Raw genomic sequence first — 25929 nt, 5'->3', positions numbered from 1 at the left:
GACAGTAGCTGTATCTCCAGATAAGAGATAGGCTTAGATATATGTCTAACAATCATGCTAATTTTGAAATGACCGGGATCCTGTTAGGGCAAGAAGTCCGTAAGCGTAAAACTCCGCAAGAGAAAATCGCCATCATTCAGCAGACAATGGAGCCGGGGATGAACGTCTCCCATGTAGCCCGCCTGCATGGCATCCAGCCCAGCCTTTTGTTTAAGTGGAAGAAGCAATACCAGGAAGGAAGCCTCACCGCCGTTGCGGCCGCAGAAGAAGTGGTTCCAGCTTCGGCGCTGGCGACTGCCCTCAAGCAGGTCCGGGAGCTACAGCGCCTTCTGGGTAAGAAGACGATGGAAGTTGAGATCCTCAAAGAAGCAGTGGAGTACCGCCAGTCGCGAAAATGGATAGCGCACGCGCCCTTGTTGCCAAAGGACGGGGAATAGCTCTGGTCAGCCGCGCCATGAGCGTGTCGCGTGCGCAGCTGTCACTGCGGGTTAACCGTTCTGCCGACTGGCTGAACAGGCGCAGCAACCGGCGTAATGACGAAGCTGATGCTGAGATATTATCGGACATCCTCCGTATCATCAGCGACATGCCCAGTTACGGTTACCGCCGAGTGTGGGGTATCCTGCGTAAGCAACGTCGTGCAGAGGGACTTCCACCGGTGAACGCCAAACGGCTTTACAGGATAATGAGCGAGCATAACCTGCTGTTGTTGCATGATAAAACTGAACGTCCGAAGCGGGAGCATAAAGGCAAAATCGCGGTAGCAGAGAGCGATATGCGCTGGTGCTCAGATGGCTTCGAGTTCGGTTGTGACAACGGCGAGAAGCTGCGGGTGACGTTCGCACTGGACTGCTGCGACCGGGAGGCCATAGACTGGGCAGCGAGCACCAGGGGTTATGACAGTTCAACCGTGCAGGATGTGATGCTGAGGTCGGTGGAAAAACGCTTCGGTAGCGCGCTGCCGGATAAACCAGTGCAATGGCTGACGGATAATGGTTCAGCGTACACAGCGCATGAAACGCGGAAGTTCGCCAGAGAACTGAATCTGGAGCCCTGCACAACAGCAGTGAGCCGTCCACAGAGTAACGGCATGGCAGAACGGTTCGTGAAGACGATGAAGGAAGATTACATCGCCTTCATGCCAAAACCCGATGTGCGAACAGCGCTGAAGAATCTTGCAGCGGCGTTCAATCATTACAATGAAAACCATCCGCACAGTGCGCTGGGATACAACTCCCCAAGAGAATATCGGCGCCAGCGGGCATCGTTAACTTAAGATACAAAAGCTGTCCGGAGATGGTGGGTCAAGATCAGGCCGTCTGAAAGAATACCGTCGCATTGCGACACGTTACGACAAAACGGCGAGGAATTATCTGGCAATGTTGAAACTGGGCTTCATCCGCCTGTTTTACCAGAGGTTATGTAATTAAGGGACACAGCCTAGCCTTCACATCATCTGGTAGCGTGATGTGCTGCGCGCGGATCGGGCGCGCATAGCCACGCGCCAGATTGATCTGTCAGGCATCAGAGAAGATGTACTCACGCGCCAGCTTGGCCGCGTTGGGGTTTTTGGCGTATTTATTGATGATGGTGGTATAACCGGAGATCACAGAACCATCGGAAGGGATCAGCACTTCAAAGCGATCTTTGTTGATTTTGTCGCGGTAGTTCAGGCCGTTGAAATCCCACACCACACCAACCTGCACTTCCCCTTTTTCGATATTTGAGATCACCGGATCGGTAACGCCAAGACGCCCGGCTTTCGCCAGCTTGCCGAAGAACTCCAACGCTGGTTTCAGGTTTTTTTCGTCACCACCCAGCGCAAAGTTGGCTGCCAGTACGCCGCTTACCGCCTGAGAGGCGGAGTTAACGTCACCAATGGTCACAACGTAATTGCCTTTAAGCAAGTCGGCCCAGCTGTGTGGGATCTCTTTCACCTGCTGTTTATCAATAATAAAGGCGATAGATCCGGTATAAGCCAGCGCCCAGTGTCCATCTTTATCTTTAGCCCAGTCAGGTACCTGTTCCCAGGTGGTCGGTTTATAGGGCTGGGTTACACCTTTTTGCGCCGCAATCGGTCCAAACGCAGCGCCTACGTCACCGATGTCGGCACTGGCATTCTCTTTTTCAGCCGCAAATTTGGCAATTTCCTGCGCGGAAGACATATCGGTATCACTGTGCTTCAAACCGTATTTTGTGGAGAGATCCTGCCAGGTGTCTTTCCAGTTGACCCAACTGTCCGGCATCCCTACGCTGTTTACCGCGCCTTCAGCCCGTGCAGCTTTTTCCAACGCAGCCAGATCCTGTGCCAACACCGGGGCGGAAACAAAAGCGATTGAGGAGAACAGTGCGCTACTGATTAACACGGAAGACAACAATTTCTTCATCATGATGCTCCTGATTTCATAGGTTCGCGACGCTGGTCTTAGCCAGCAATAACTACGCCAATTCAGCACAGCGGGATGAAAGTTATATGTCGGGTGTATGACAACCGCATGTCAGCGCAAGGAGGGACGAGAACATCCCCATCGGACCAAGCTCGACATTCCCCGTCATGGTGCACATTGCGCGATATCGGTGTTTAATTCTGGTGAAATGCGCCTGCATGAAGCGCAGTAACCCGATGATAGTTCAGCCTCATGGCTTCATCCATTCAGAGGCTGTGAACCACAGTGATAACATTACCGTCATGTGACATTAACCGCAGAAAATGTGCTTCGCGATTGATTGAACAACCACCAAGCGCGATTCCCTCCGCATTTGGTGAAAAAATAAATAAATTCCGGCCAAGCTATTCATTTATGATATTGGTTAGCGAGGCAACCACGACCGAGGCCACGATGCCGATCATTTCACTGCGCCACATTGAAATTTTTCATGCCGTCATGACCACCGGTAACCTCACCGAGGCAGCCGCGTTGCTCAATACCTCGCAACCCACCGTAAGCCGTGAGCTGGCACGCTTCGAGCATCTGGTGCAGATGCCGTTGTTCGAGCGGGTACGCGGACGCCTTCACCCGACGGCGCAGGGGTTGCAACTGTTCGAAGAGGTGCAACGCTCCTACTACGGGTTGGATCGCATCATCAATGCCGCGCGCGACATTCGACGTTTTGAACAGGCACAGCTTTCTATCGCCTGCCTGCCGGTATTTTCTCAGTCCCTGCTTCCTAACGTATGCAAACCGTTGCTGGACAGCTATCCCTCACTCAGCCTGCACGTCATACCTCAGGAATCGCCGCTGCTGGAAGAGTGGCTATCAGCACAGCGTCACGATCTGGGGTTGACGGAGAACAGCGTGACGCCCGCAGGCACCGAGCGCCACACCGTGCTGACGTTGAACGAAGTGTGCGTGCTGCCCACACAGCACCGTTTAGCCGCGCGTCAGATACTGACGCCAGAAGATTTTCGCCATGAGCGATTTATCAGCCTTTCAAGCAGCGATAGCTATCGCCAACTGTTGGACAAACTCTTTGATAGCGCCGGGATAGCGCGTGATATGGTGCTGGAAACCCACAGTGCAGCATCAGTGTGCGCCATGGTGCGCGCCGGTGTCGGCATTTCTATCGTCAACCCGCTCACCGCTTTGGATTACGCCGCCTCCGGCGTGGTGGTGCGCCCGTTCAGCATCGCGGTGCCTTTTACCGTCAGCCTGATTCGCCCACTGCACCGCCCAGCCTCCGCGCTGGTGGATACCGTGATCGCTCATCTAACGCGCTATACGGCAGGCATTGCCGAGCAGTTGGAGGCGGTGCTGGTGCGCTGAGTGGCTCACTATTCCGCTTGCAGCGCCTGCCAGCGCGGCTCATGGGCAAACCAGTGCACCAAGAAGTCCAGCAACGCACGCAGTGCGGGCGGCATATGTTGACGAGACGCGTAGATACCGTAGATCCCCATATCCTGCGGTCGGTACTCTGTCAGCAGCGGCACCAACGCGCCGCTGGCAAGATAGCGTTGAACCGAGTAGCGCGGTTGCAGCGTGATGCCCGCACCTTCCAGCGCGCTGGATAGCAGTACCAGCGATTCGTTGCCGCTCAGATTGCCGCTCACGGGTACGGTAACCGGCTCATTTTCATGGGTAAAATTCCACAGACTTTTGCCAAAGTAGGTGTAGGTCAGACAATTGTGCAGCGAAAGATCGCTCAATTGACGCGGCATTCCCTGTTTTGCCAGGTAAGCGGGCGCAGCGCACAGCACGGAGGCACACTGGCCGAGCGGGCGAGCAATCAGGTTGGGATCGAGTGCATTGGTGATACGCAGAGCCAGATCAATGCGATCTTCTACCAGATTGAGCACGGTTATTCATCTGCATATCCACCGCCACGCGCGGATGGCGTTGCAAAAATGCCGTGACCTGTATTAGCTCAGACCTGATCTGACAGTTACCGGTTATTTATACAGGTGTCTGTCAGATCAGGTCTGAGCTAATACACTTCACATTGTAGTGGTCAACTAATATTGGCCACCGCATTAGACTGTATGTAGAACAGTCGCTCAGATTCGTTTGGAGTTAAGCCGCCGTTATACCAGTGAGGCCGGATAGCGCTGTAATACCCCGTGATGTAGCGGATAATCGCGTCCTGGGCTTCGCTGAAGCTGTTGTAACCCTTTGTCGGCACCCATTCTGTCTTCAGGCTGCGGAAGAACCGCTCCATTGGCGCATTATCCCAGCAGTTACCCCGCCGACTCATACTCTGCTTTATCCGGCAGCGCCACAGGGCTTGCCGGTATTGACGGCTGGTATAGTGGCTGCCCTGGTCGCTGTGGAACATGACTCCTGTTGGTTGTCCCCGGAGTTCCCAGGCCATCTGCAACGCTTTAACTGTCAGCGCCGAGTCCAGCGACGTCGACATGGCCCAGCCCACCGGTTTGCGGGCGAACAGGTCTAGCACCACCGCAAGGTAAGCCCAGCATTTGCCCGTCCAGATGTAGGTCACATCGCCGCACCAGACCTGATCCGGCGCGGTAACCGCGAACTGGCGGTTGAGATAGTTCGGTATTTCAACGTGTTCATTGCCGCCGCGTTTGTATTTGTGAGCCGGTCGCTGGCAGCTGGCGATACCCAGCTCCTTCATCAGCTTGCCAGCCAGCCAGCGCCCCATTTTGACACCAGAGCTGCCGGTGACGATGGTCGCGATACTTCGAGCGCCGGCAGAGCCGCCGCTGGCGTTCCAGGCTTCCATGACGCGACTACACTTAACCACGCGCTCACCGTCGGGTTCATTAGCGGAAGCCTGCCAGTGCCTGTAGCTGCTGCGATGTACCTCAAAAGTTTGGCACAACGCCGTGACCGGGTATCGCGCCCTCAGCCTGTCGACTACCGTGAACCGTTGAGTGAGTCCGACATTAAGAGCGCCGTAGCCTTTTTTAGGATTTCGTTCTCCATTTCAAGGCATTGGACTTTTTTCTTCATCTCACGCAGCTCGAGCTGTTCAGGGGTAAGAGGAAGTCCCGTTGGCGTTTTTCCCTGTCGTTCAAGGCGAAGCTTATTGACCCAGCGACTAATGGCAGAATGGCTGACATTAACCGCCTCTGCGGCCTTAACGTATGTGTAGCCGTGGTCGACAACCAGCTTTGCGGCTTCGAGCTTAAATTCCGCCGTAAAATGTTTACCCATGAGGTCACCTGTCGTGTTGATGAGGTGAGCATATCACCTCCGATCAGGTGGCCAGTATCAGTGTGCCACTACATACCGGCTCCAGGCAAAGGTGAGACGCTACAGCGCTACTACGTCAGAGTGTGCGAGGCGGTGCGGAAATCTGGGGCGACTGTAGTGACACGGGCTAAGTGAGGAAACAATGGAAATACGCGATGACTCTTTTGTTGATCTGAAGTTCATGATGCAGGATTCAAAATTCGGCAAGACATTTTTCTATGAGCAAATCAAAGCCGGTCGCCTGCCTCCACCGAAAAAAATCGGCAGATGGTCGCGCTGGGAATACCGGGATTACAAGGACTGGAAAGCCATGTACAATAAATTACCATCACAGGAGTCGAAGTGACTGCTCCCCGCCCGCACTGGGCGATGGTTCTCGGCGGATTTTGCTAATAATTCGAACAGGATTTTCAGACGATGCGGGCATAAATGTGGGCATAAAATCCACCACTAATAAATTAATCTTTTTATATCAATCAGAAGAGGAATTAATTAGGTGCTGAGAATAAACACCGCTTCTGCCTCGGCCAGTTGCTGAATAATGCGCGCGAAAGTCTCCGTTTGCGCCAGACGATAGACGTCCTGAATGGCATCAACCTCCAGACGCAGAGAGGGGCTGAGACGATTCGAGAGGGTACGCTGCTGCTGCCAGGCATCCAGGCGGTCAGTAACGCCCCAAGGGCGGTAAGGAGCCAGCGCATCGGCACGCAGACTCGCTTTGACATCCTCCAGATTGCGATAACCCAGCTTGCGCAGATAGCGGCCCACGGTAATTCCCGTCGTGCCGGTATAACCAGCGATGCTATCCGCCGATTCAAACGGTATCTGTGTCAGATTATTCAGCAACCAACCAGCAACACGCTTACCGCTGGGGGTCTGCTGACTGAATGACGCTTCGATACGTGCGACAAGATCAATACGCACATTGGCGTCAGGGTTAGCGGAATTGGCGTCATCTTGCTGCATGTTAGTGCCCTGTCATTCGCAATCATAATGTTATGCGATTAACATTGCAGTATCTGTGCCAAAAAATAACCGATTGATATTTATTAAGAAGATGTTTCTTGGGGGTATTTAGAAAGGTGCAGTGCGCCATCATGGCGCACTGCGTGCAAGCAAATGCATAAAAACAGTGCCAGACAATAAGTGATAAATAGTTAAATTACATAATGTTAGATAAGTGTTTCCTATAGCTGCCAACTACTCGCTGCGTTGAATCTGCGCGGCGATGGATTGAGCAACCTGCTGCCAACCTTGTGCCAGCGTTGTCACCAACGCATCATAACCATCGTCATTGACTGGCAGCGCCAGATTGAACGGCTGGCGCAGCAGTCGATCGCCGCGTTGCAAGGTCCACTCCCCTTGCACCACAGCTTTTCCGTCGTAACGGCCGTGGAAAGCTTTCACGGTAATAGCCAGCTCTGAGGGTGCAGCCCCTAAGGGTTGCGAACTTACCGTCCAGCCCGGCAGCCCGGCATTCAGGCTGCTTTGCAGCGTCTGTTGCAACTGCTGCTCCAACGGGCTGGCCCACAGGTTATTGCTGGCAATGATATAACGCACATCATTGGTCTGGTAAACCAAGCCCGACGTACTGAGATAATCCGCCAACGCAACGTGGGAAAGCCACAGCGTGCGGGCCGCGGTGAGATCCGTTTTACCCGCAGTCGCCACAGACGGTTGCGGCAGTTGGTAATAGGTTTTTGGCGTTGTACTGCTGCATGCACTCAACAACAACGCCATTGCCACCAGCCATCCTTTACTCATGGTTTCGCCCTCTTCGGTTGGGGATCTTCGCTCTCAGGCGCCTGGAAGATCAGTGCATTGCTTTTATCATTCAGCGTGCGCAGTACCGGCTGCAACTCCCTTAACACCTGATCCAAACGCTGCATGTTTGCCACCAATCGGTTATAGGCCGGCGAGCCAGGCTGTAACCCTTGCATACTGCGGTTCAGCTCCTGTAGCGTTTGCTGCATGTCCTGCGGCAGCGATTGCATCGCCTTGCTGGAAGCTATCTGGTTTAACGAAGCGAGCGTCTTTTTCAACTCACGTAGCGTTGACTGGCTCTCTACCAGCGTTTTGGTCGCTTCGCTCACCATTGGCGTTAACGGCAGGTCGTTGATCTTATCCAACACCGCCATCAGTTTTTGCTGGATTTGCGACAAACCGCCGCCCATGGTTGGCAACACCGGATACCCATCAACCACACGCAGCGGTCCTGTACTGTTACCACGTGCTTTCGGGTAAAAATCGAGATCGATAAACAAGGCGCCAGTCAGCAGGTTGGCCGTTTTCAATGAGGCACGCAGCCCCATAGTCTGTGCGTCGGCGAGTTGTTTCTGGTAATCAAACTGCTTACCGATGATCTTTTCAAAACGTGCAGGTTCAACGTGGATCAGCACCGGAATGCGATACTCCATGTTTATATCCTGCTTGAAGTTGGTCGTCACCAGCGGCGCTTGGGCGACGGTTCCCAGACGGATGCCACGGAATTCCACCGGTGCCCCCACCTGCAATCCACGGATGGATTCATCAAAGAACATCACATATTCTTTGTACTCCGTGTAGAGCGAATCCTGAATACTGCGTTCGTTATCAAACAGCTGATATTGCGCACGATCTTGCACGCGTTCACCCAGATCCCAACCGGTCGGCACGTCAAAGCTAACACCGCCGCTGAACAAGGTGGTCAACGATCCCATTTCTACCCGCATCCCCTGCGCTGACATATCCAGCGTCACGCCGCTGTCTTTCCAGAAACGGACATTGCTAGTCACCAGACTGTCGTAAGGCGCGGTAATAAACAGCTGATAGCGCATTTGGCGCGCCTTGGTATCGAACTCGCTGGTTTCAACCGAACCGACGCGGTAGCCACGAAACAGCACTGGATCGCCAGCGTTCAGTTGGCCAGAACGTTCGCTGTCGAGCAAAATGCGAATCCCTTTGGCATGCGGTTGTGCCAGCGGTGGCGAATCCAGCAACGCAAATTCACTGCGCGCTTCACCGCACATCCCCGGCTGAAGTTCAATAAATGCGCCGGACAGCAGGGTACCTAGCCCGGAAACCCCTTCTCGTCCAATTTGCGGCTTCACCACCCAGAACACAGAATCATGGCGCAACAACTTGCCCATACCAGAATGCAAGCGAGCCACAATCTCCACCTGGCGCAGGTCGTCACTCAACACCACGCTTTCCACCACGCCGACGTCCACACTGCGGCTTTTGATGGTGGTCTTACCGGCCACAATCCCTTCAGCACTCTGTGTCGTTAGCGTGATCTGCGGCCCCAGGTGACTGAAATGGTAAAATAAAATCCAGGCTCCGATCAGCACCGTCACAATGGGCACAATCCATACGGGCGACCAGCGTTTAATCGCTTCTACGTTTGCGACAGAATAATTATTTTTCGCCAATGGCTGATCCCTCTTGATCATTATCACGCTGGCGATCCCACAACAAACGGGGATCAAACGTCATGGCGGCAAACATGGTCAAAATGACCACCAGCGCGAACAACACCGCGCCGATTGCCGGGTATACACTCATTAACTGGCCGATGCGCACCATGGCAGACAGTACAGCAATGACAAATACGTCGATCATCGACCAGCGACCGACAAATTCCACCATTTCATATACCACGTGCAGACGTTCATTGTCCTGACGTCCATTACCCGCCGCACTCCAACACAACCACGCCAGCGCCAGCATTTTAAGCGATGGCACCATAATACTGGCAATGAAGATCACCAGCGCCACCGGATAAGACCCCATCCCCCACAGCAGAATCACCCCCGACATAATGGTGGAGGTTTCACTACTCCCCAACGCTTCGGTGATCATAATCGGCAGCAGGTTCGAGGGAACATAAAGCAGCACGGAGGTTAAAAGCAGCGCCAGCGTCCATTGCAGGCTGTTTTTACGTCGCACATGGCCGTGGCAATGACAACGCGGACATTCCCACTGATCGGCAGGCAATATCGCCGTACAGCAGGTGCAGGAGCGCAGCCCTTGTGCCAAACCCGATCGTCCGGTCTGCGGTGCAAAGGGTAACGGTGGAGCAGGCGCTACGTCATTCCACACGCTGCGCCGATCCAGACTTTGATAGGCCAGTAGTTGCAGCAAACAAAACAGTACATAGGGCACAAAACCAGTGCCGACGCCAATTTCACCATAAGACATCAGCTTCACAAAGCTCACCAGCACGCCAGCGAGAAAAATTTCGGCCATTCCCCAGCTTTTTAGCCAGAAGAGCCAGGTTGCCATCAGCCGTTTTATCTGTGCTGACAAGGAGGAGTGCAGCGACAACAGGATAACCATCACCATGGAAATCGCCGGGATCACTTGAACAAACAGCATAAACAGAAAGGCGACGCTGGCGTAATTATCGGACACCATCACCTGCGGGATCTCAAACAGTGAGATCTCACTGGTAATGCCCGCCACGCGCATATAAACAAAAGGAAAAGCGTTCGCCAATGCCAGCATCAGCAAGGAGCTGAAGGCAAAACCAATGGAGCGCTGGCGCGCCTGATTCTGGCGGTTGGCCAAGGTTGATTTACAGCGCGGACACACCGCCTTTTGCCCATGCATCAGGGAGGGTAATTCCACCAGCATGTCGCACTGGGGGCACAACATGTAGTCGTCATGCCTTGCATTATGATTGCACACGCTCCGCCTCCTTTATCTTTCGCCGCGCGGCACCCCGGTCAGGCGCGCCGCCGCCGTTACCTGTAGAAGGCTCGTGTTCCCACGGCACGGTATATCGTACGTGTGGTTACCGTCAGAAGGCATCTACCTGTTGGTAGTATACGCAACGTTAGCCGTTTTTCTGCGTTTCCAACGCTTCCCAGCGCTCAAAACACACTTCCAGCTCCTGCTCCGCTTCTGCCAATGCATTCAATATCTTTTGCGTTTCATCACGCGGACGGGTAAAGAAATCAGCATCGTTCATTTGAGCTTGTAACGCCGCAATGGACTGTTCCAGTTGTTCGAGTTTCTGGGGTAACTGCTCCAGTTCGCGCTGCTGGTTATAACTGAGTTTACCGGTTTGACGTTTAGCGCTGGGTGCGTTCTGAACGGTCTCTTTACTCTCTGCTGATTTTTCCGCCGCCGCAGGCACGGATTTACGCAAGGGCACCGTTTCAGCGCGCTGCTGCTGTGCATCATAATAACCGCCAACATAGCAGTTAATACGCCCATCCCCTTCGAAAATCCAGCACTCGGTGACCGAGTTATCCACAAATTGACGATCGTGGCTCACCAGCAGCACAGTACCTTGATAGCTGTCGATCAACTCTTCCAACAGTTCCAGCGTTTCCACATCAAGATCGTTAGTTGGTTCGTCAAGAATCAACAGGTTACTGGGTTTGAGGAACAAACGCGCCAGCAGCAGTCGGTTACGTTCACCGCCTGACAGGGCTTTTACCGGCGTCATTGCCCGTTTGGGATGGAAAAGGAAATCTTGCAGGTAGCCCAGCACATGGCGAGAACGGCCATTAACCATCACTTCCTGTTTGCCTTCGGCCAGGTTATCCATCACGGTGCGCTCAGGATCGAGCTCCGCGCGGTGCTGATCAAAATAGGCAACTTCCAGCTTGGTGCCGCAGTGAACGCGACCGTGCGTCGCTTGCAGATCGCCCAACAGCAGTTTCAACAGCGTGGTTTTGCCGCAGCCGTTTGGCCCAACCAGCGCTATCTTGTCACCGCGCAACACCTGGGCAGAGAATCCCCGCACCAGATTTTTATCACCGATGTGATAATCGACGTTTTCCAGTTCAAACACGATTTTGCCGGAACGAGCCGATTCTTCAACCTGCATTTTGGCAGAGCCCATCACTTCGCGACGCTGTGAACGCTCCTGACGCATCGCTTTCAGCGCACGCATCCGGCCTTCATTACGCGTGCGACGCGCCTTGATGCCCTGACGGATCCACACCTCTTCCTGCGCCAGCTTGCGATCGAATTCGGCATTTTGCAGCTCTTCCACACGCAGCGCTTCTTCTTTGCCCAGCAGATACTTGTCGTAATTGCCGGGCCAGGAGACCAGTTTGCCACGATCGAGATCGACAATGCGTGTCGCCATGTTGCGAATAAAAGAACGGTTATGGGAGATGAAAACGATACTGCCCTGGAACGTTTTGAGGAAACCTTCTAGCCAGTCGATGGTTTCGATATCCAGGTGGTTGGTCGGCTCATCAAGCAGCAAGACTTTCGGCCCACTGACCAGCGCACGGCCCAGTGCGGCCTTGCGCAGCCAGCCGCCAGAAAGCGAGGACAAGGGCGCATCTGCTGTCAGACCCAATTGGACCAACACATCGTGGATGCGATTTTCCAATTGCCACAGCCCTTGGGTTTCCAACGTTTCCTGAAGTACTGCCAGCTGGTTCAGGTTCTTATCGCTGGGATCCTGTTCGACCAGACGCAAGGCTTCATGGTAGCGTTTCAGGTAATCGGCCTGCTCGGCCACCCCTTCTGCCACAAAATCAAATACGCTTCCCGCTATGTCACGCGGCGGATCTTGCTGCAAACGGGAGACGATCAGATCTTGCTCATAAACAATACGCCCATCGTCCAGCCGCACTTCGCGCGCCAGAATTTTCAGCAGGGTCGATTTCCCCGCACTGTTACGCCCTACCAGGCAGACGCGTTCATTTTCTTCAATGTGCAGTTCGGTGTTCTCAAGTAAAGGCGCATCGCTGAACGACAGCCAGGCATCCGAGACGCTAATTAATGACATGACTTACTTTTCCTCGCCCGCGTGTCGCAGCAGCCAACAGTTATGGATCTGGCGATTGCGGGCAAAATCTAATGAAAGGGTTTTCTCGCTAATTTCCGTGGCGCGAAGCCCAAGGGCTACAATGCCCGGCTGATCCATCTGGAAACCGCGTTTGTTGTTAGAAAACAGAATGGTACCGCCTCGACGCAGTATACGCTGCAAATCTTTCATCAACGCCAGATGGTCCCGTTGCACGTCAAAAGCATCGGCCATGCGTTTCGAATTTGAGAACGTGGGCGGATCGATAAAAATCAGGTCAAACTGTTCGCGCGTTTCCTGCATCCAGGTCAGGCAATCCGCCTGAATAAGACGATGCTGAAGACCTGCCAGACCATTGCTGCTCAGGTTTTTCTCCGCCCATTCCAGGTAGGTACGCGACATATCCACCGTAGTGGTGGTGCGCGCACCGCCCAACCCTGCGTGGACGCTGGCCGTGCCGGTATAGGCAAAGAGGTTCAGGAAGTCTTTTCCTTTACTCATTTCGCCCAGCATCTTGCGCGCGATACGGTGATCGAGAAACAGTCCGGTATCAAGATAATCGGTCAGATTCACCCACAGCTTGGCGTTATACTCCTGCATCAGTAGGAAATCGCCCTTCTGCGCCAGTTTTTCATACTGGCTCTTGCCCTTTTGCCGTTCGCGGGTTTTTAACACCAAGCGATTGGCAGGCAGTTCCAACACGTGCAACGTAGCATTGATAATATCAAACACCCGCTGGCGGGCTTTTTGCGGATCGACGGTTTTCGGCTGCGCGTACTCCTGCACTACCACCCAACTGCCATAACGATCGATCGCCACATTGTATTCCGGAAGATCGGCGTCATACAGGCGATAACATTCTATACCCTGCTGACGGGCCCATTTTTCCAGTTTACGGCAGTTTTTGCGCAGTCGGTTGGCAAAATCCGGAGCAACGTCGGCGCTCACGCGCGGCACGGTGGTTTCACCCGCCGAGGCTTCAGGCGCAGCGCTAATACGGTAGTTTTTCTGTACGCAATCCAGCGGCCCGTTTTTGACCTTAAACTGGCGTTCAGCACGTAACGGCAGGCTGGTTAACAGTTCCGGTGACGCACTGAACAGCGACAGCGTCCAGCCACCGAACTCACTTTTCAGCTTGCGGCCCAGCATATTGTGTAAGGCGATCAGAGCAGGCTCACTCTCCAGACGCTCACCGTAAGGCGGGTTACTGAGTACTGTTCCTGTCGGACCTTGCGGCAGCGGATTGCGCAGTCGCACCGCATCCTGAACCGAGAGGGTTATCAATTCGCTGACACCGGCACGGCGCGCATTGGCGCGCGCCAGCTCAATCACCCGGCTATCGTTGTCTGAACCGTAAAAACGGGAGGTGGTGGTTTGCAGGCCTTGTTTGGCCCTCACCTGCGCCTCAGACACCACGTCACGCCACACATCGGCGTTATGGTTCAGCCAGACGCTAAATCCCCAATGATCGCGGCGCAAGCCCGGTGCGCGATCGGCGGCCATCATAGCGGCCTCAATCAACAACGTACCTGAACCGCACAGCGGATCGATCATTGGCGTACCCGGCTGCCAACCCGAGCGCAGCACAATGGCCGCCGCGAGGTTTTCTTTCAACGGCGCAGCGCCAGTGCCTTCACGATAACCGCGCTGGTGCAAGCCTTCGCCGCTGAGATCCAGCGCAATGCTGGCCGTCTCGCGTTGCAGAAACACATTGATGCGAATATCCGGTTGCTGCTTGGCCACGTTAGGGCGCTGACCAGTTTTACGCACAAAGCTATCGACAATGGCGTCTTTCACTTTCTGCGCGCCGTACTGAGAATTACGGATTTCGTCGTTAGTGCCGGTAAAATGAACAACAAAAGCTCTATCAACCGAGAACACAGAGGTCCAGTCAATGGCCTGAACACCGAGGTAGAGATCGAGATCGCTGTAGACCTTGCATTCGCCGAGCGGCAATAAAATACGTGATGCCAGGCGGCTCCACAGCAAGCTGTGATACATCAAACGGTCGTCACCCTGAAAATGCACGCCACCTTGAACCAGGCTGCATTCCTGCGCACCTAACGCTTCAAGTTCACTTTTAAGCAGTTCTTCCAGACCACGCGCCGTGCTGGCAAACAGAGAATTCATAATACGACGACCACCAAGGTAAAAGGGTAGACCCAGACGACTTCGAGTTGCAGGAAAGCGATAAGTGGTTCGGATGACCCCACACAGTCAGCGCACGTGCAATTTGAAGTATCACGGGTGTAACACATAAAATTGAGGCGCATTATAGCTAATCCCAGCGACTTGTCATAAAGTTGCGGCGTTAAAACCTTTGAACAGATAGGCACTCTTGATGATTGGTGTTTCCCAACTGTACGTTCATCCGGTCAAATCCTTGCGCGGCTTGCAACTTTCCCATGCGTTGGCAACGCCCAGCGGTCTGGCGTATGACCGTTCATTTATGGTGACGGAACCTGGTGGGACCTTTATCACGGCACGCCAGTTTCCCGAAATGGTGCTGTTTACACCGGCGTTGCTGCCTGACGGCCTGTTCCTCACTGCACCTGACGGCGCTCAGGCGTTAGTACGCTATGCGGATTTCGCCCACACACCAGAGCCCACAGAAGTCTGGGGCACGCATTTTTCCGCCTGTATCGCACCCGATAACATCAACCAGTGGTTGAGCGGTTATTTTAAACGTCCGGTACAGTTGCGCTGGGTTGGCGACATGCCCTCTCGTCGCGTGAAGCGTTTTCCCGACATTCCGTTGGGTTTCGCCGACGGTTACCCTTATCTGTTGGTCAATGAAGCCTCTTTTCAGGCAATGCGCCAGCGTTGTAGCGCGGGGATCAAGCTGATTCAGTTCCGCCCTAACATTGTGGTAACCGGCGCTGATGCCTTCGCGGAAGACGGCTGGCAGACGGTCCGTATTGGCGAGGTGACTTTTGACGTTGTTAAACCGTGCAGCCGCTGCGTATTGACCACCGTGAGCACCGAGCGTGGGCGCAAGCATCCCTCGGGAGAGCCGCTCGCCACGTTGCAAGCCTTCCGCACGGCGGAAAACGGTGACGTGGATTTTGGTCAGAATATGGTGGCACGTCAAAGCGGTATCATTCGGGTGGGCGATAGCGTCGAGGTGCTGGCAACCAAGCCACCGCGTCTCTATGGTGCAGGAACCCCTGCCGCAACGCTGGAAGCGCCGGTTCAGGCGGAACAAGGCCTTTCCCTGCACTATCAGGGCAAAACGCTGCCGGGGAATAATCAGCAAATTTTGTTAGAGCAACTAGAGCAGCACGGTGTGCACGTGCCCTATTCTTGCCGGGCGGGCGTATGCGGTTGTTGCAAAATGACGCTGGTCAGCGGTGAGGTTTCGCCCCTAAAGCGGGGTGCCGTGCGCGAGGATGGCACTATTTTGGCCTGCAGTTGCGTGCCACAGGGAGACCTGGTGCTCGCCTGACAAGAATCTTTCCCCTACACCACCTTGGCATAGGGGAAGGATGCCGATGGCATCGCCCCTGCCAGTGCGCTCTGCTGGCACAACAGCGGAGTCAAAACACATAAAAACCATAAATATCAATATATTGATTGACTTTATCGCTCAAAACATAGGCGACAAAACACAACAAAGCACGACAATACACGACATTTTTATCAATAAATTACCGTCCATTTCGACTTGCCGACCCCATTCCTTGACGTGACAAATCACATTCACCCCGACCTGCTCCCTACTCTTGATGATGCGCTCGACCTCATAGCCGAGCGACGTGGGCTTTTCGTTTAGCTTGCTACGGTGTTGCAGTAAACATTACTCTGCGTTACTTTCGGTTTGAGCGCCTCACGTTCTGGCATTTGCACGCGTACCGATATGAAGGTGTAACGCGGGATATCGATCAGGTCGCCGTTCGCGTAGCCCTCTATCTCATTGCGTGCAAACGCTGGGGCGTCAGGGTGTGGCCGGTGATAGGTGCGAATAACGATAGAGCCGTCAGCTTCGACGTCATAATCATTCCAGACTCGCTCAAGCCCGTTCCGGCATTTCGGGCAACTGATCCCCCCCTCGATACCGCCCCAGGCAAGATCGGCATTCAGCCCCAAACAGCCGGAAATACGGTACACCCCTTCGCTCAGGCGCTCGCTGGTGATGCCCTCGGCTTCGCTGGTGAGTTCGCTGGTGCCGTCAGCAAACAGCTTCACAACCGGGCTTGCTGTTTTCCAGAAGCCGTTGGCGTCGGATATAGCATTCAGCCCTGCCGCCAGTAGCGGGTATGTCCATTGGTAAATACGTTTACCATAAGCCGGATTAATCGATATATCGCCGTTTTCGTTGAAATAGATCCCGTTACTTGCTTTATAGTTATGCAACGTTAGCGTATTTACGTTGTCACCACCGTAACCCAAATACCATCTTGAATTTCCATCAGCGTCACTTCCTCGGATTAACGACGACTTTCCTTGTTCAGCAGGGAAGATCATGAACGCTTCTGAATTCCTACGAAATTGCTTTAGCCCAGTTATGTTTTGCGCAGTATCAAGCGTTGCGGGGTTTGGCAGATTTGCGCTAGTCCAAAACTCATCCCATGTTGTCCATGCATCGCTCGGTGTTGGCTTGCTTCTGATAAAAATGCGCTTTGAAACAGGGGTGATATAAATCTGCGTAATGCCGTAGCTGGTCACACTGTTGTAGAGCACAAGCAGGTTCCCAGCGGACACCACAGGATAGTTCCTTGCCGCCGTGGCGTTTGCGGTCGCATTCTGCCACCAGATACCCTGGTAATCGGTTCCGATAGCATTGTTCAGGTCATTGGTTCCCAGCGCGCCTTTCAGCAAGAAAACATCGCTGGAATTGGCTTTCCTATTCAGCGCCGTATCCCACGCCCGTTGCGAGCGAACGGTAACGGTCTGACCGTCTGGCGTGGTCAACGTAACGTTTCCCGTTCCGGTTAATATCTGCTGCCAGCTTGATAACTGCTGCTGGTAATAAGCAAGCGTTGAGGCAAATTCGTGAGCAAACTGTTCAATGGAAACACTGGGTGAAGTGGGAATGGCATAGGTGTTTAGTACCGGATCATTATATAGACCCTCGTCGCACCGCGCTGTTCATGGCAAGATGGCTACTGAGGGATATAGTTGAGGGCAAAATATCATGATGATTAGACTCACCTCGTTATACACAAGTCCGCAACGCCTTATATGCCAAGGGTTAGCGGGCTGAAATAGGCAGCCGGTGGGATTGTAAATGAAGTGAAACCGACGTGTACTATCGCCATTTACGGCGCTGAAAAATGACACGGGATTCAGATGGCTGGGCACACCAAGAACTGGAAGGGGTAAATCTTGGTGACACGAAGCTCAATAAGCGTGCCAAAGGGCTTTTGATACGGCTGGCTGAGAATCCGCAAGCCAGCATTCCGCATACGTGCCTCGGATGGTCTGAGACGCTGGGTGCTTAGCGCTTCATGGAGAGCCAAGCATTCGAATGGCGAGACATTCTGCAACCTCACTGGCAGCGTACGCAGGAAAGGATCCGAGAACACGAGGTTGTGCTGTGTATCCAAGACACTACCGAGCTTGACTTCAACGGGCAGCAAATCCAAGGCTTGGGTCCCTTGAACTACGAAGCCAGGCGTGGTCTGTACCTGCATCCGACCTACGCGGTCAGTCCGGATCGCGTGGGGTTGGGCGTACTGGATGCGTGGATGTGGGCAAGAGAGCCGAAGGATGCAGACGGAAAACGCGATGGGCTCAAGGAGAGTACGCGCTGGCTCGAGGGATACGAGCGAGTTGCTGAACTCGCCTCGGAGTTGCCAAACACACGTCTGGTGTACTTAGCCGATCGCGAAGCGGATATCAAGGCGTTGATGCAGCTCGCTGATGACCTTGGCACTCCGGCTGACTGGTTGATCCGCTCGACTCATAATCGCAGTCTGGACTGTAATGAGAAGCTTTGGCAGAAGGTTGGAAAGACCGTGCCGGTGGGAGAAATCCAATTCGTTATGGCGGCTCGCGCGGGGCAGAAGGCGCGTACGGTGAAACAGGCGCTGCGCGTGAAGCGAGTGTCGCTGCGTTGCGGGTTGGCAGTGACTTGTGTGATAGCCAAGGAAATTGAGCCGCCAGCAGGCGTGAAGCCGGTCGAGTGGCGGTTGCTGAGCAATCGCGTACCTGAAGGACGAGAAGATATCGTGGAGCTGATCGACTGGTATCGGGCTAGATGGGAAATCGAGATGTTCTTCAATGTGCTGAAGAACGGCTGCTGTGTCGAAGCGTTACAGTTATCGACCGTGGATCGCATTGAGCGGGCATTGGCGCTGTTCATGATCGTGGCATGGCGCATCGCCTATTTAATGCGTATGGGACGAACCTGTCCAGAGCTGGACGCAATGTTGTTCTTTGATTCCGACGAGACTCATGGCGCTTACCTACTGATGAACAAGCGTATGCCCAAGGGCCGCCCTAAGCTAAACGAAGTATTGCGCTTAGTTGCGCAACTGGGAGGCTTTCTTGCTCGAAAAGGCGACGGTGAACCAGGCGCAAAAACTATCTGGAAAGGCTTGCAGAAAGTCATGACGGCCGCCGAAACGCTACGCGCGCTCAGGCACGAACAGAGATGTGTATAACGAGGTGGATTAGACTCCATCGTCAGGCAACTACAACACCTAAAATCAGAGCATCTCTTCAGGCAAGCAACGAGCCTGCATCTACTTTGTCTAAGCGTTATGGCATCTCTTAACTGACTGTTTATAAATGGAAAAAACGAGATAGTGTTGAGGATCATAGCCATATTCCCCATCGTTTGCAGACGACTCTGTCGCCGGCTCAGGAAGCCGTGGCTGTCTCCCTGCGAAAAACGCTTTTTCTTCCTCTTGACGATCTGTTGGCGGTCGTACGCGAATTCTTGAATCCCGCCGTATCTCGATCTGGCCTGGATCGCTGTTTACGCAGGCACGGAGTGGGGAGTTTGCGTGACATGAAGGAGAAAGCACCAAAACCAAAGCACAAAGCGTTTAAAAGCTACGAACCTGGTTATCTGCATGTTGATGTGAAATATCTTCCACAAATGTCAAATGAAACCTCGCGACGCTATCTTTTCGTAGGTATAGATCGCGCGACTCGATGGGTTTTTATCCGTCTCTACAAAGCCAAGACGGCGGCTAATGCGCGGCGTTTCTTGCGTGATCTTAACCGGGCATGTCCCATGGCTATCCATCGGGTACTTACAGACAATGGCAAGGAATTTACAGACCGTCTTTTTGGTCTGCGAAAACGTTCAGCCACCGGGAAACATGAATTCGACCGTTTGTGTGCAGAGCCTGATATAGAACACCGACTTAGCCCACCGATGCATCCTCAAACAAATGGTATGGTCGAGCGATTTAATGGGCGCATAGAAGATGTGCTGCAGAGCCACCATTTCAATTCTGGTGAAGAGCTTGAGATCACTCTGCATCGATATGTTTGGCTCTACAATCAGGAATTGCCTCAATCAGTATTAGGTGTATTAGCTCAGACCTGATCTGACAGTTACCGGTTATTTATACAGGTGTCTGTCAGATTAAATCTGGTTCAGATTTTTTTCTGCCCAGACTCGTTTACCATCAAGTAACGTGGCCATTGGCGTACGCCCGCAGCACATTTTACCCTGATGAGTTCGCTCATTATTGTAATGCCACAACCAGTTTTCCAGATCCTTTTGTAGACTTTCTAGGTCCTCGTATAACGTCTTACGGAACGCAACCTGATAAAAATCCTGCAAAATAGTTTTATGGAAGCGCTCGCAGATACCGTTTGTCTGCGGAGACATCGCTTTCGTTTTCGTATGGTCTATATCGTTGATAGCCAAGTACAGCTGATAGTCATGTTGTTCCACTTTACCGCAGTACTCCGTCCCCCTGTCCGTCAGTATTCTTAGCATTGGCAGCCCCTGAGCTTCGTAGAACGGCAGCACGCGATCATTGAGCAGGTCGGCGGCAGAGATCGGTGCTTTACTCGTGTAAAGCTTGAGTGCGCCACTTTCGAGTACGTATCCACGAACGTCTGCTGGTAGATACGGCCAACACCTTTCAGATTACCCACGTAGAAGGTGTCCTGCGACCCCAGATAACCCGGGTGAGCAGTCGCTATTTCACCACAGGCTTCGTCGTCGTGCGCCTTCTTCTCCAGTGCAGCGATTTGAGCATCAGTAAGTACGATGCCTTCTCTGGCAACTTTTTCCTCAAGTGCCTTCAGGCGCTTACGAAAGTTTTCCAGATCGTGTCGTTGCCAGATGGAGCGCACACCGCTGCCAGAAATGAAGACGCCTTTTTTACGCAGCTCATTACTGGTCCGGTGCTGGCCATGAGCCGGGAACTCAATGGCGTAATCAACAACCGCACGTTCAGTGGCTTCATCAGCACGGTTTTTCAGGTTGGGAACCCGGCGGTTTTGGTTAACCAGAGCGTCAATGCCGCCTTCTGCCGCCAGTTCCTGATAGCGATAAAACGTGTCGCGTGACACCCCCATGATTTTACAGGCTTTTGATACGTTACCGAGTTCTTCGGCGAGATTGAGCAGGCCGGCTTTGTGTTTGATGATGGGATTGTTAGTATGAAGCATGAGAGTTACCTCGTGTTTTGTATAAGGATTCGACACCCATATCAAAACCGGTAACTCTCAACCTTTCAAGGTCCAGTGTCAGATCAAGTCGCGACTAATACATATTAGGTCACCTCGTTATACACGTCTCTGTTCGTGCCTGAGCGCGCGTAGCGTTTCGGCGGCCGTCATGACTTTCTGCAAGCCTTTCCAGATAGTTTTTGCGCCTGGTTCACCGTCGCCTTTTCGAGCAAGAAAGCCTCCGAGTTGCGCAACTAAGCGCAATACTTCGTTTAGCTTAGGGCGGCCCTTGGGCATACGCTTGTTCATCAGTAGGTAAGCGCCATGAGTCTCGTCGGAATCAAAGAACAACATTGCGTCCAGCTCTGGACAGGTTCGTCCCATACGCATTAAATAGGCGATGCGCCATGCCACGATCATGAACAGCGCCAATGCCCGCTCAATGCGATCCACGGTCGATAACTGTAACGCTTCGACACAGCAGCCGTTCTTCAGCACATTGAAGAACATCTCGATTTCCCATCTAGCCCGATACCAGTCGATCAGCTCCACGATATCTTCTCGTCCTTCAGGTACGCGATTGCTCAGCAACCGCCACTCGACCGGCTTCACGCCTGCTGGCGGCTCAATTTCCTTGGCTATCACACAAGTCACTGCCAACCCGCAACGCAGCGACACTCGCTTCACGCGCAGCGCCTGTTTCACCGTACGCGCCTTCTGCCCCGCGCGAGCCGCCATAACGAATTGGATTTCTCCCACCGGCACGGTCTTTCCAACCTTCTGCCAAAGCTTCTCATTACAGTCCAGACTGCGATTATGAGTCGAGCGGATCAACCAGTCAGCCGGAGTGCCAAGGTCATCAGCGAGCTGCATCAACGCCTTGATATCCGCTTCGCGATCGGCTAAGTACACCAGATGTGTGTTTGGCAACTCCGAGGCGAGTTCAGCAACTCGCTCGTATCCCTCGAGCCAGCGCGTACTCTCCTTGAGCCCATCGCGTTTTCCGTCTGCATCCTTCGGCTCTCTTGCCCACATCCACGCATCCAGTACGCCCAACCCCACGCGATCCGGACTGACCGCGTAGGTCGGATGCAGGTACAGACCACGCCTGGCTTCGTAGTTCAAGGGACCCAAGCCTTGGATTTGCTGCCCGTTGAAGTCAAGCTCGGTAGTGTCTTGGATACACAGCACAACCTCGTGTTCTCGGATCCTTTCCTGCGTACGCTGCCAGTGAGGTTGCAGAATGTCTCGCCATTCGAATGCTTGGTTCTCCATGAAGCGGTAAGCACCCAGCGTCTCAGACCATCCGAGGCACGCATGCGGAATGCTGGCTTGCGGATTCTCAGCCAGCCGTATCAAAAGCCCTTTGGCACGCTTATTGAGCCTCGTGTCACCAAGATTTACCCCTTCCAGTTCTTGGTGTGCCCAGCCATCTGAATCCCGTGTCATTTTTCAGCGCCGTAAATGGCGATAGTACACGTCGGTTTCACTTCATTTACAACCCCACCGGCTGCCTATTTCAGCCCGCTAACCCTTGGCATATAAGGCGTTGCGGACTTGTGTATAACGAGGTGGGTTTAGCTCATATCGTTATACACATCTTTCTAACGCACTGTTTAATCAATGAGTTACGGGTTTATCTCAGAGTGGCATTTTGAACCTCAAAAAGCCAATGGGATGGCTTGAATGCCTTAATTCACGGGGTTCTGAGCATCCTGTTCAAAAAATGGCCAAAAGATGTGTATAACGATATGGGTTTAGCTGGGTCAGTAGCACCACGACGGTATCCAGTTCTTTGGCAAGGTTCTTCAGCGCCTTGGTTATATTGCCAAACGCCAGCGCATTGGTATCGGCTTTATCGGTCGTCATCAGCGTCAGGTAATCCACGCCAATCATGCCGATTTGCCCTTCGCTCCGTTTTAGTTTCCGGCACTCTGCCTGGATGTGCGCCAGCGTCATCCCCGGTTGATCGTCCAGCCAGATCCGCGGGTGATTGCGCATCCGTTCAACCGCCGCGTAAACCTTTTTCCAGTCTTCCTGATTTTTCGCTCCCTGATAGAACATGTCGGTGTTCACGTGTGCCTGCTGCCCTACCATGCGCTCGAAAATCTGCTCTTCCGGCATTTCCAGACTGAACATGGCGACGGGGAGTTTCGCGATATCACCCACATGTAACGCCATCTCGGTCATTACCGTGGTTTTTCCCATCTTGGGCCGCGCACCTATCACGAACAGCGAGCCTGTGACGATGAATTTCGGGTACAGCAGTTTATCCAGGTCGGGTATCCCTGTTGACAGGCCGCGATGGGCATCGGGATTATTACAGCGCGCTTCAATCGCCAGTATCCACCGGTCGGCAACGTCGTCAATGCGCCGTAATCCCTTTTGGTTGCCGGTTTGAGCATAGTCCGTCGCTTCGGTTATCAACCGTTGGGCAACGTCCAGTTTTTCCGCTGCGCTCATCCCGTTCCGTTCGTAAAACAATGCCGTGATCTGGTTAGCCTGACGCAGTGCAAAACGTTCTGTAGCCTTGTCCCGCACGACATTGGCATATCCCACCACATTAGCGGCACTGGGCGTATTTTTTGCTATCTGGGCCAGGTAGGAAAATCCACCTACCAGATGGAGCAAACCACGGTTTTCTAACTCGTCGTTCACCGTGAGGCTGTCGATAGTCTTGCGGTGTGTATTCATCTCCTTCAGCACGGAAAATATCGCCTGGCAATGACTGCTGTGGAACGATTCGGGTTTGAGAAAAGCCATCACGCTCTGAGCATTGTCGCTCTGCGCATCCAGTAGCAGACTACCAATCACCCCTTCTTCGGCATCCAGACTGTACGGCACGGTCGGTATACTCTGGGTCATAACGCACCCTCACGGGTTTTCAGCAGGGTATCGCTGCGTAGCAGGTAATCAAAACTGGCCTGCCACTGACGGGGATTTTCGCCAAAGTAAAACGGCTTGGCGGTCTCCATGAAGTACTGGAAATACTTTCCGGCGGCCTCTGGCGTGGGCTCTGCCAGCTCGCCCAACAGTCGCTTGATAGCGCGTCGGCGGGAATCGTTCAGGGTAGAGGCATTGGGCAGACGATTTCCCGCGGCATCGTTGTAAGCCTGAAGTACCGCCTGATAGTCAGGTGGCGCTGTTTTGGTTTTTTGGCTTTTCAGGAAAGACCCTTCATCGCCCCCGGTAGGGGGTAAGGGGGTTTTAGGTTCTATGTTGGGTTCTAATGACTGATTCTGTGTCCCAATTTTGGGATCATTCAAAATCCCGTTTTTGGGATCATTCAACGTCCCAATATTGGGATCATTTAACGTTCCGTTTTTGGTAACATTACCGTTTTCGGTATCATTCCGTTTTTGGGTACATTTATTGCCGATATTTAGCTGTAATACCCGAACCCGTTTTGTCGGGCCTTTTCTCTCGCCGGTATCGCGAATCAGACCCTCTTCGATCATCTGATTGATGCCTTTCCCAATGGTTTTTCTTTCCAATCCAGTGTCACTGACAAGCCTTTGTATGCTGGGGTATGTAGTGGCACACTGATACTGGCCACCTGAGCGGAGGTGATATGCTCACCTCATCAACACGACAGGTGACCTCATGGGTAAACATTTTACGGCGGAATTTAAGCTCGAAGCCGCAAAGCTGGTTGTCGACCACGGCTACACATACGTTAAGGCCGCAGAGGCGGTTAATGTCAGCCATTCTGCCATTAGTCGCTGGGTCAATAAGCTTCGCCTTGAACGACAGGGAAAAACGCCAACGGGACTTCCTCTTACCCCTGAACAGCTCGAGCTGCGTGAGATGAAGAAAAAAGTCCAATGCCTTGAAATGGAGAACGAAATCCTAAAAAAGGCTACGGCGCTCTTAATGTCGGACTCACTCAACGGTTCACGGTAGTCGACAGGCTGAGGGCGCGATACCCGGTCACGGCGTTGTGCCAAACTTTTGAGGTACATCGCAGCAGCTACAGGCACTGGCAGGCTTCCGCTAATGAACCCGACGGTGAGCGCGTGGTTAAGTGTAGTCGCGTCATGGAAGCCTGGAACGCCAGCGGCGGCTCTGCCGGCGCTCGAAGTATCGCGACCATCGTCACCGGCAGCTCTGGTGTCAAAATGGGGCGCTGGCTGGCTGGCAAGCTGATGAAGGAGCTGGGTATCGCCAGCTGCCAGCGACCGGCTCACAAATACAAACGCGGCGGCAATGAACACGTTGAAATACCGAACTATCTCAACCGCCAGTTCGCGGTTACCGCGCCGGATCAGGTCTGGTGCGGCGATGTGACCTACATCTGGACGGGCAAATGCTGGGCTTACCTTGCGGTGGTGCTAGATCTGTTCGCCCGCAAACCGGTGGGCTGAGCCATGTCGACGTCGCCGGACTCGGCGCTGACAGTTAAAGCGTTGCAGATGGCCTGGGAACTCCGGGGACAACCAACAGGAGTCATGTTCCACAGCGACCAGGGCAGCCACTATACCAGCCGTCAATACCGGCAAGCCCTGTGGCGCTGCCGGATAAAGCAGAGTATGAGTCGGCGGGGTAACTGCTGGGATAATGCGCCAATGGAGCGGTTCTTCCGCAGCCTGAAGACAGAATGGGTGCCGACAAAGGGTTACAACAGCTTCAGCGAAGCCCAGGACGCGATTATCCGCTACATCACGGGGTATTACAGCGCTATCCGGCCTCACTGGTATAACGGCGGCTTAACTCCAAACGAATCTGAGCGACTGTTCTACATACAGTCTAATGCGGTGGCCAATATTAGTTGACCACTACAGTGCAGATAACTTATTGAATGTTAATGTCTATTAGGGATTTGTGCAGACCGGTGCAACGATTATTTGTCATGAAGCTGGGACGGAGAAGAGATGAGAATGGGACAACTCTGGGACAAGGATTTTCATATATTCAATTGAATTTTAATGGTTATTTTAAATC

The 25929-nt window shown here is 53.3% G+C and carries 15 protein-coding genes and 8 pseudogenes; 9 read left to right on the top strand and 14 right to left on the bottom strand.

Going from position 1 to position 25929, the window contains the following annotated elements:
• Positions 1 to 68: 68 nt before the first annotated feature.
• Both ACWWJF_RS07220 and ACWWJF_RS07215 read left to right on the top strand, forming a co-directional pair.
• A protein-coding gene (locus ACWWJF_RS07220; RefSeq protein ID WP_455870981.1) for an IS3 family transposase occupies positions 69 to 1276 on the top strand; the annotation gives its coding sequence in 2 pieces (ribosomal slippage) (positions 69 to 390 and positions 390 to 1276; 1209 coding nt in all).
• Positions 1277 to 1313: 37 nt separating this feature from the next.
• Positions 1314 to 1430 (top strand): annotated as a pseudogene (locus tag ACWWJF_RS07215) (IS5/IS1182 family transposase); the annotation flags it as partial.
• On the opposite strand, the pseudogene ACWWJF_RS07210 reads toward ACWWJF_RS07215, so the two are convergent.
• Positions 1431 to 2387 (bottom strand): annotated as a pseudogene (locus ACWWJF_RS07210) (ABC transporter substrate-binding protein); the annotation flags it as partial.
• A 97-nt stretch (positions 2388 to 2484) separates the two neighbouring features.
• On the opposite strand from ACWWJF_RS07210, the gene ACWWJF_RS07205 reads away from it, so the two are divergent.
• Complete coding sequence (locus ACWWJF_RS07205) at positions 2485 to 2619, top strand: hypothetical protein (protein ID WP_455869068.1); 135 nt, start codon at positions 2485 to 2487, stop codon at positions 2617 to 2619.
• Positions 2620 to 2840: 221 nt separating this feature from the next.
• Positions 2841 to 3764, top strand: coding sequence for a LysR family transcriptional regulator (locus ACWWJF_RS07200; RefSeq protein ID WP_455870980.1), 924 nt, complete (start codon positions 2841 to 2843; stop codon positions 3762 to 3764).
• Between the two features lie 8 nt (positions 3765 to 3772).
• Here the strand turns inward: ACWWJF_RS07200 and ACWWJF_RS07195 are convergent.
• Positions 3773 to 4352: pseudogene (locus tag ACWWJF_RS07195) on the bottom strand (substrate binding domain-containing protein); the annotation flags it as partial.
• Positions 4353 to 4446: 94 nt separating this feature from the next.
• A protein-coding gene (locus ACWWJF_RS07190) for an IS3 family transposase (RefSeq protein ID WP_455869067.1) occupies positions 4447 to 5615 on the bottom strand; the annotation gives its coding sequence in 2 pieces (ribosomal slippage) (positions 4447 to 5360 and positions 5360 to 5615; 1170 coding nt in all).
• A gap of 220 nt (positions 5616 to 5835) precedes the next feature.
• On the opposite strand from ACWWJF_RS07190, the gene ACWWJF_RS07185 reads away from it, so the two are divergent.
• Complete coding sequence (locus ACWWJF_RS07185) at positions 5836 to 6000, top strand: excisionase (protein WP_455869066.1); 165 nt, start codon at positions 5836 to 5838, stop codon at positions 5998 to 6000.
• A 155-nt stretch (positions 6001 to 6155) separates the two neighbouring features.
• Here the strand turns inward: ACWWJF_RS07185 and ACWWJF_RS07180 are convergent.
• The 6 genes and pseudogenes from ACWWJF_RS07180 to rlmKL form a co-directional block, all read right to left on the bottom strand.
• A pseudogene (locus tag ACWWJF_RS07180) lies at positions 6156 to 6620 on the bottom strand (MurR/RpiR family transcriptional regulator); the annotation flags it as partial.
• A 234-nt stretch (positions 6621 to 6854) separates the two neighbouring features.
• Positions 6855 to 7418 carry a membrane integrity-associated transporter subunit PqiC gene (pqiC, locus tag ACWWJF_RS07175; protein WP_455869065.1) on the bottom strand — a complete coding sequence of 188 codons (564 nt, stop codon included), beginning with the start codon at positions 7416 to 7418 and terminating at the stop codon, positions 6855 to 6857.
• A complete protein-coding gene (gene pqiB / locus ACWWJF_RS07170; protein WP_455869064.1) occupies positions 7415 to 9064 on the bottom strand; it encodes an intermembrane transport protein PqiB in 1650 nt (549 codons plus the stop codon). The genes pqiC and pqiB overlap by 4 nt, the downstream gene beginning before the upstream one ends.
• Positions 9051 to 10289: a membrane integrity-associated transporter subunit PqiA gene (gene pqiA / locus ACWWJF_RS07165; protein ID WP_455870979.1), complete on the bottom strand. Its 1239-nt coding sequence runs from the start codon at positions 10287 to 10289 to the stop codon at positions 9051 to 9053. The genes pqiB and pqiA overlap by 14 nt, the downstream gene beginning before the upstream one ends.
• 181 nt (positions 10290 to 10470) lie before the next feature.
• Positions 10471 to 12390, bottom strand: a complete 1920-nt coding sequence (locus ACWWJF_RS07160) for an ABC transporter ATP-binding protein (RefSeq protein WP_455869063.1) — start codon at positions 12388 to 12390, stop codon at positions 10471 to 10473.
• A gap of 3 nt (positions 12391 to 12393) precedes the next feature.
• A complete protein-coding gene (gene rlmKL, locus ACWWJF_RS07155; RefSeq protein WP_455869062.1) occupies positions 12394 to 14538 on the bottom strand; it encodes a bifunctional 23S rRNA (guanine(2069)-N(7))-methyltransferase RlmK/23S rRNA (guanine(2445)-N(2))-methyltransferase RlmL in 2145 nt (714 codons plus the stop codon).
• Between the two features lie 211 nt (positions 14539 to 14749).
• Here rlmKL and ACWWJF_RS07150 point away from each other — a divergent pair, with 211 nt between their 5' ends.
• A complete protein-coding gene (locus tag ACWWJF_RS07150) occupies positions 14750 to 15853 on the top strand; it encodes a YcbX family protein (protein WP_455870978.1) in 1104 nt (367 codons plus the stop codon).
• A gap of 323 nt (positions 15854 to 16176) precedes the next feature.
• On the opposite strand, the gene ACWWJF_RS07145 is transcribed toward ACWWJF_RS07150, so the two are convergent.
• A complete protein-coding gene (locus ACWWJF_RS07145) occupies positions 16177 to 17319 on the bottom strand; it encodes a phage tail fiber protein (protein ID WP_455869061.1) in 1143 nt (380 codons plus the stop codon).
• A gap of 362 nt (positions 17320 to 17681) precedes the next feature.
• On the opposite strand from ACWWJF_RS07145, the pseudogene ACWWJF_RS07140 reads away from it, so the two are divergent.
• Together ACWWJF_RS07140 and ACWWJF_RS07135 are read left to right on the top strand one after the other, a co-directional pair.
• A pseudogene (locus tag ACWWJF_RS07140) lies at positions 17682 to 19013 on the top strand (IS4 family transposase).
• Positions 19004 to 19891: pseudogene (locus ACWWJF_RS07135) on the top strand (IS481 family transposase); the annotation flags it as partial. The pseudogenes ACWWJF_RS07140 and ACWWJF_RS07135, both read left to right, overlap by 10 nt.
• Positions 19892 to 19948: 57 nt before the next feature.
• On the opposite strand, the pseudogene ACWWJF_RS07130 reads toward ACWWJF_RS07135, so the two are convergent.
• The 4 genes and pseudogenes from ACWWJF_RS07130 to ACWWJF_RS07115 all read right to left on the bottom strand — a co-directional run bounded on the left by ACWWJF_RS07130 (position 19949) and on the right by ACWWJF_RS07115 (position 24482).
• Positions 19949 to 20988: pseudogene (locus ACWWJF_RS07130) on the bottom strand (IS481 family transposase).
• A gap of 117 nt (positions 20989 to 21105) precedes the next feature.
• Positions 21106 to 22437, bottom strand: a complete 1332-nt coding sequence (locus ACWWJF_RS07125) for an IS4 family transposase (protein ID WP_455869060.1) — start codon at positions 22435 to 22437, stop codon at positions 21106 to 21108.
• Between the two features lie 270 nt (positions 22438 to 22707).
• On the bottom strand, positions 22708 to 23853 hold the full coding sequence (locus ACWWJF_RS07120; protein ID WP_455869059.1) for a replicative DNA helicase: 1146 nt from the start codon (positions 23851 to 23853) through the stop codon (positions 22708 to 22710).
• The gene (locus ACWWJF_RS07115; protein ID WP_455869058.1) at positions 23850 to 24482 is read right to left on the bottom strand and encodes a replication protein; all 633 of its coding nucleotides are present in this window, start codon (positions 24480 to 24482) and stop codon (positions 23850 to 23852) included. The genes ACWWJF_RS07120 and ACWWJF_RS07115 overlap by 4 nt, the downstream gene beginning before the upstream one ends.
• Before the next feature lie 72 nt (positions 24483 to 24554).
• Here ACWWJF_RS07115 and ACWWJF_RS07110 point away from each other — a divergent pair.
• Positions 24555 to 25760: pseudogene (locus ACWWJF_RS07110) on the top strand (IS3 family transposase).
• Positions 25761 to 25929 lie beyond the last annotated feature (169 nt).

Source organism: Symbiopectobacterium sp. Eva_TO (assembly GCF_053848865.1).
Note: the sequence above shows the minus strand (reverse complement) of the source record. Positions and strands in the feature narration are given on the sequence as shown.

What these genes read in the sequence shown, in the direction of transcription:
- ACWWJF_RS07160 (WP_455869063.1), bottom strand. Translation starts at nt 12,390, where the DNA reads ATGTCATTAATTAGCGTCTCGGATGCCTGGCTGTCGTTCAGCGATGCG.
- ACWWJF_RS07185 (WP_455869066.1), top strand. Translation starts at nt 5,836, where the DNA reads ATGATGCAGGATTCAAAATTCGGCAAGACATTTTTCTATGAGCAAATC.
- ACWWJF_RS07200 (WP_455870980.1), top strand. Translation starts at nt 2,841, where the DNA reads ATGCCGATCATTTCACTGCGCCACATTGAAATTTTTCATGCCGTCATG.
- pqiA (WP_455870979.1), bottom strand. Translation starts at nt 10,289, where the DNA reads ATGTTGTGCCCCCAGTGCGACATGCTGGTGGAATTACCCTCCCTGATG.
- ACWWJF_RS07120 (WP_455869059.1), bottom strand. Translation starts at nt 23,853, where the DNA reads ATGACCCAGAGTATACCGACCGTGCCGTACAGTCTGGATGCCGAAGAA.
- pqiC (WP_455869065.1), bottom strand. Translation starts at nt 7,418, where the DNA reads ATGAGTAAAGGATGGCTGGTGGCAATGGCGTTGTTGTTGAGTGCATGC.
- ACWWJF_RS07125 (WP_455869060.1), bottom strand. Translation starts at nt 22,437, where the DNA reads ATGACACGGGATTCAGATGGCTGGGCACACCAAGAACTGGAAGGGGTA.
- ACWWJF_RS07150 (WP_455870978.1), top strand. Translation starts at nt 14,750, where the DNA reads ATGATTGGTGTTTCCCAACTGTACGTTCATCCGGTCAAATCCTTGCGC.
- rlmKL (WP_455869062.1), bottom strand. Translation starts at nt 14,538, where the DNA reads ATGAATTCTCTGTTTGCCAGCACGGCGCGTGGTCTGGAAGAACTGCTT.
- ACWWJF_RS07205 (WP_455869068.1), top strand. Translation starts at nt 2,485, where the DNA reads ATGACAACCGCATGTCAGCGCAAGGAGGGACGAGAACATCCCCATCGG.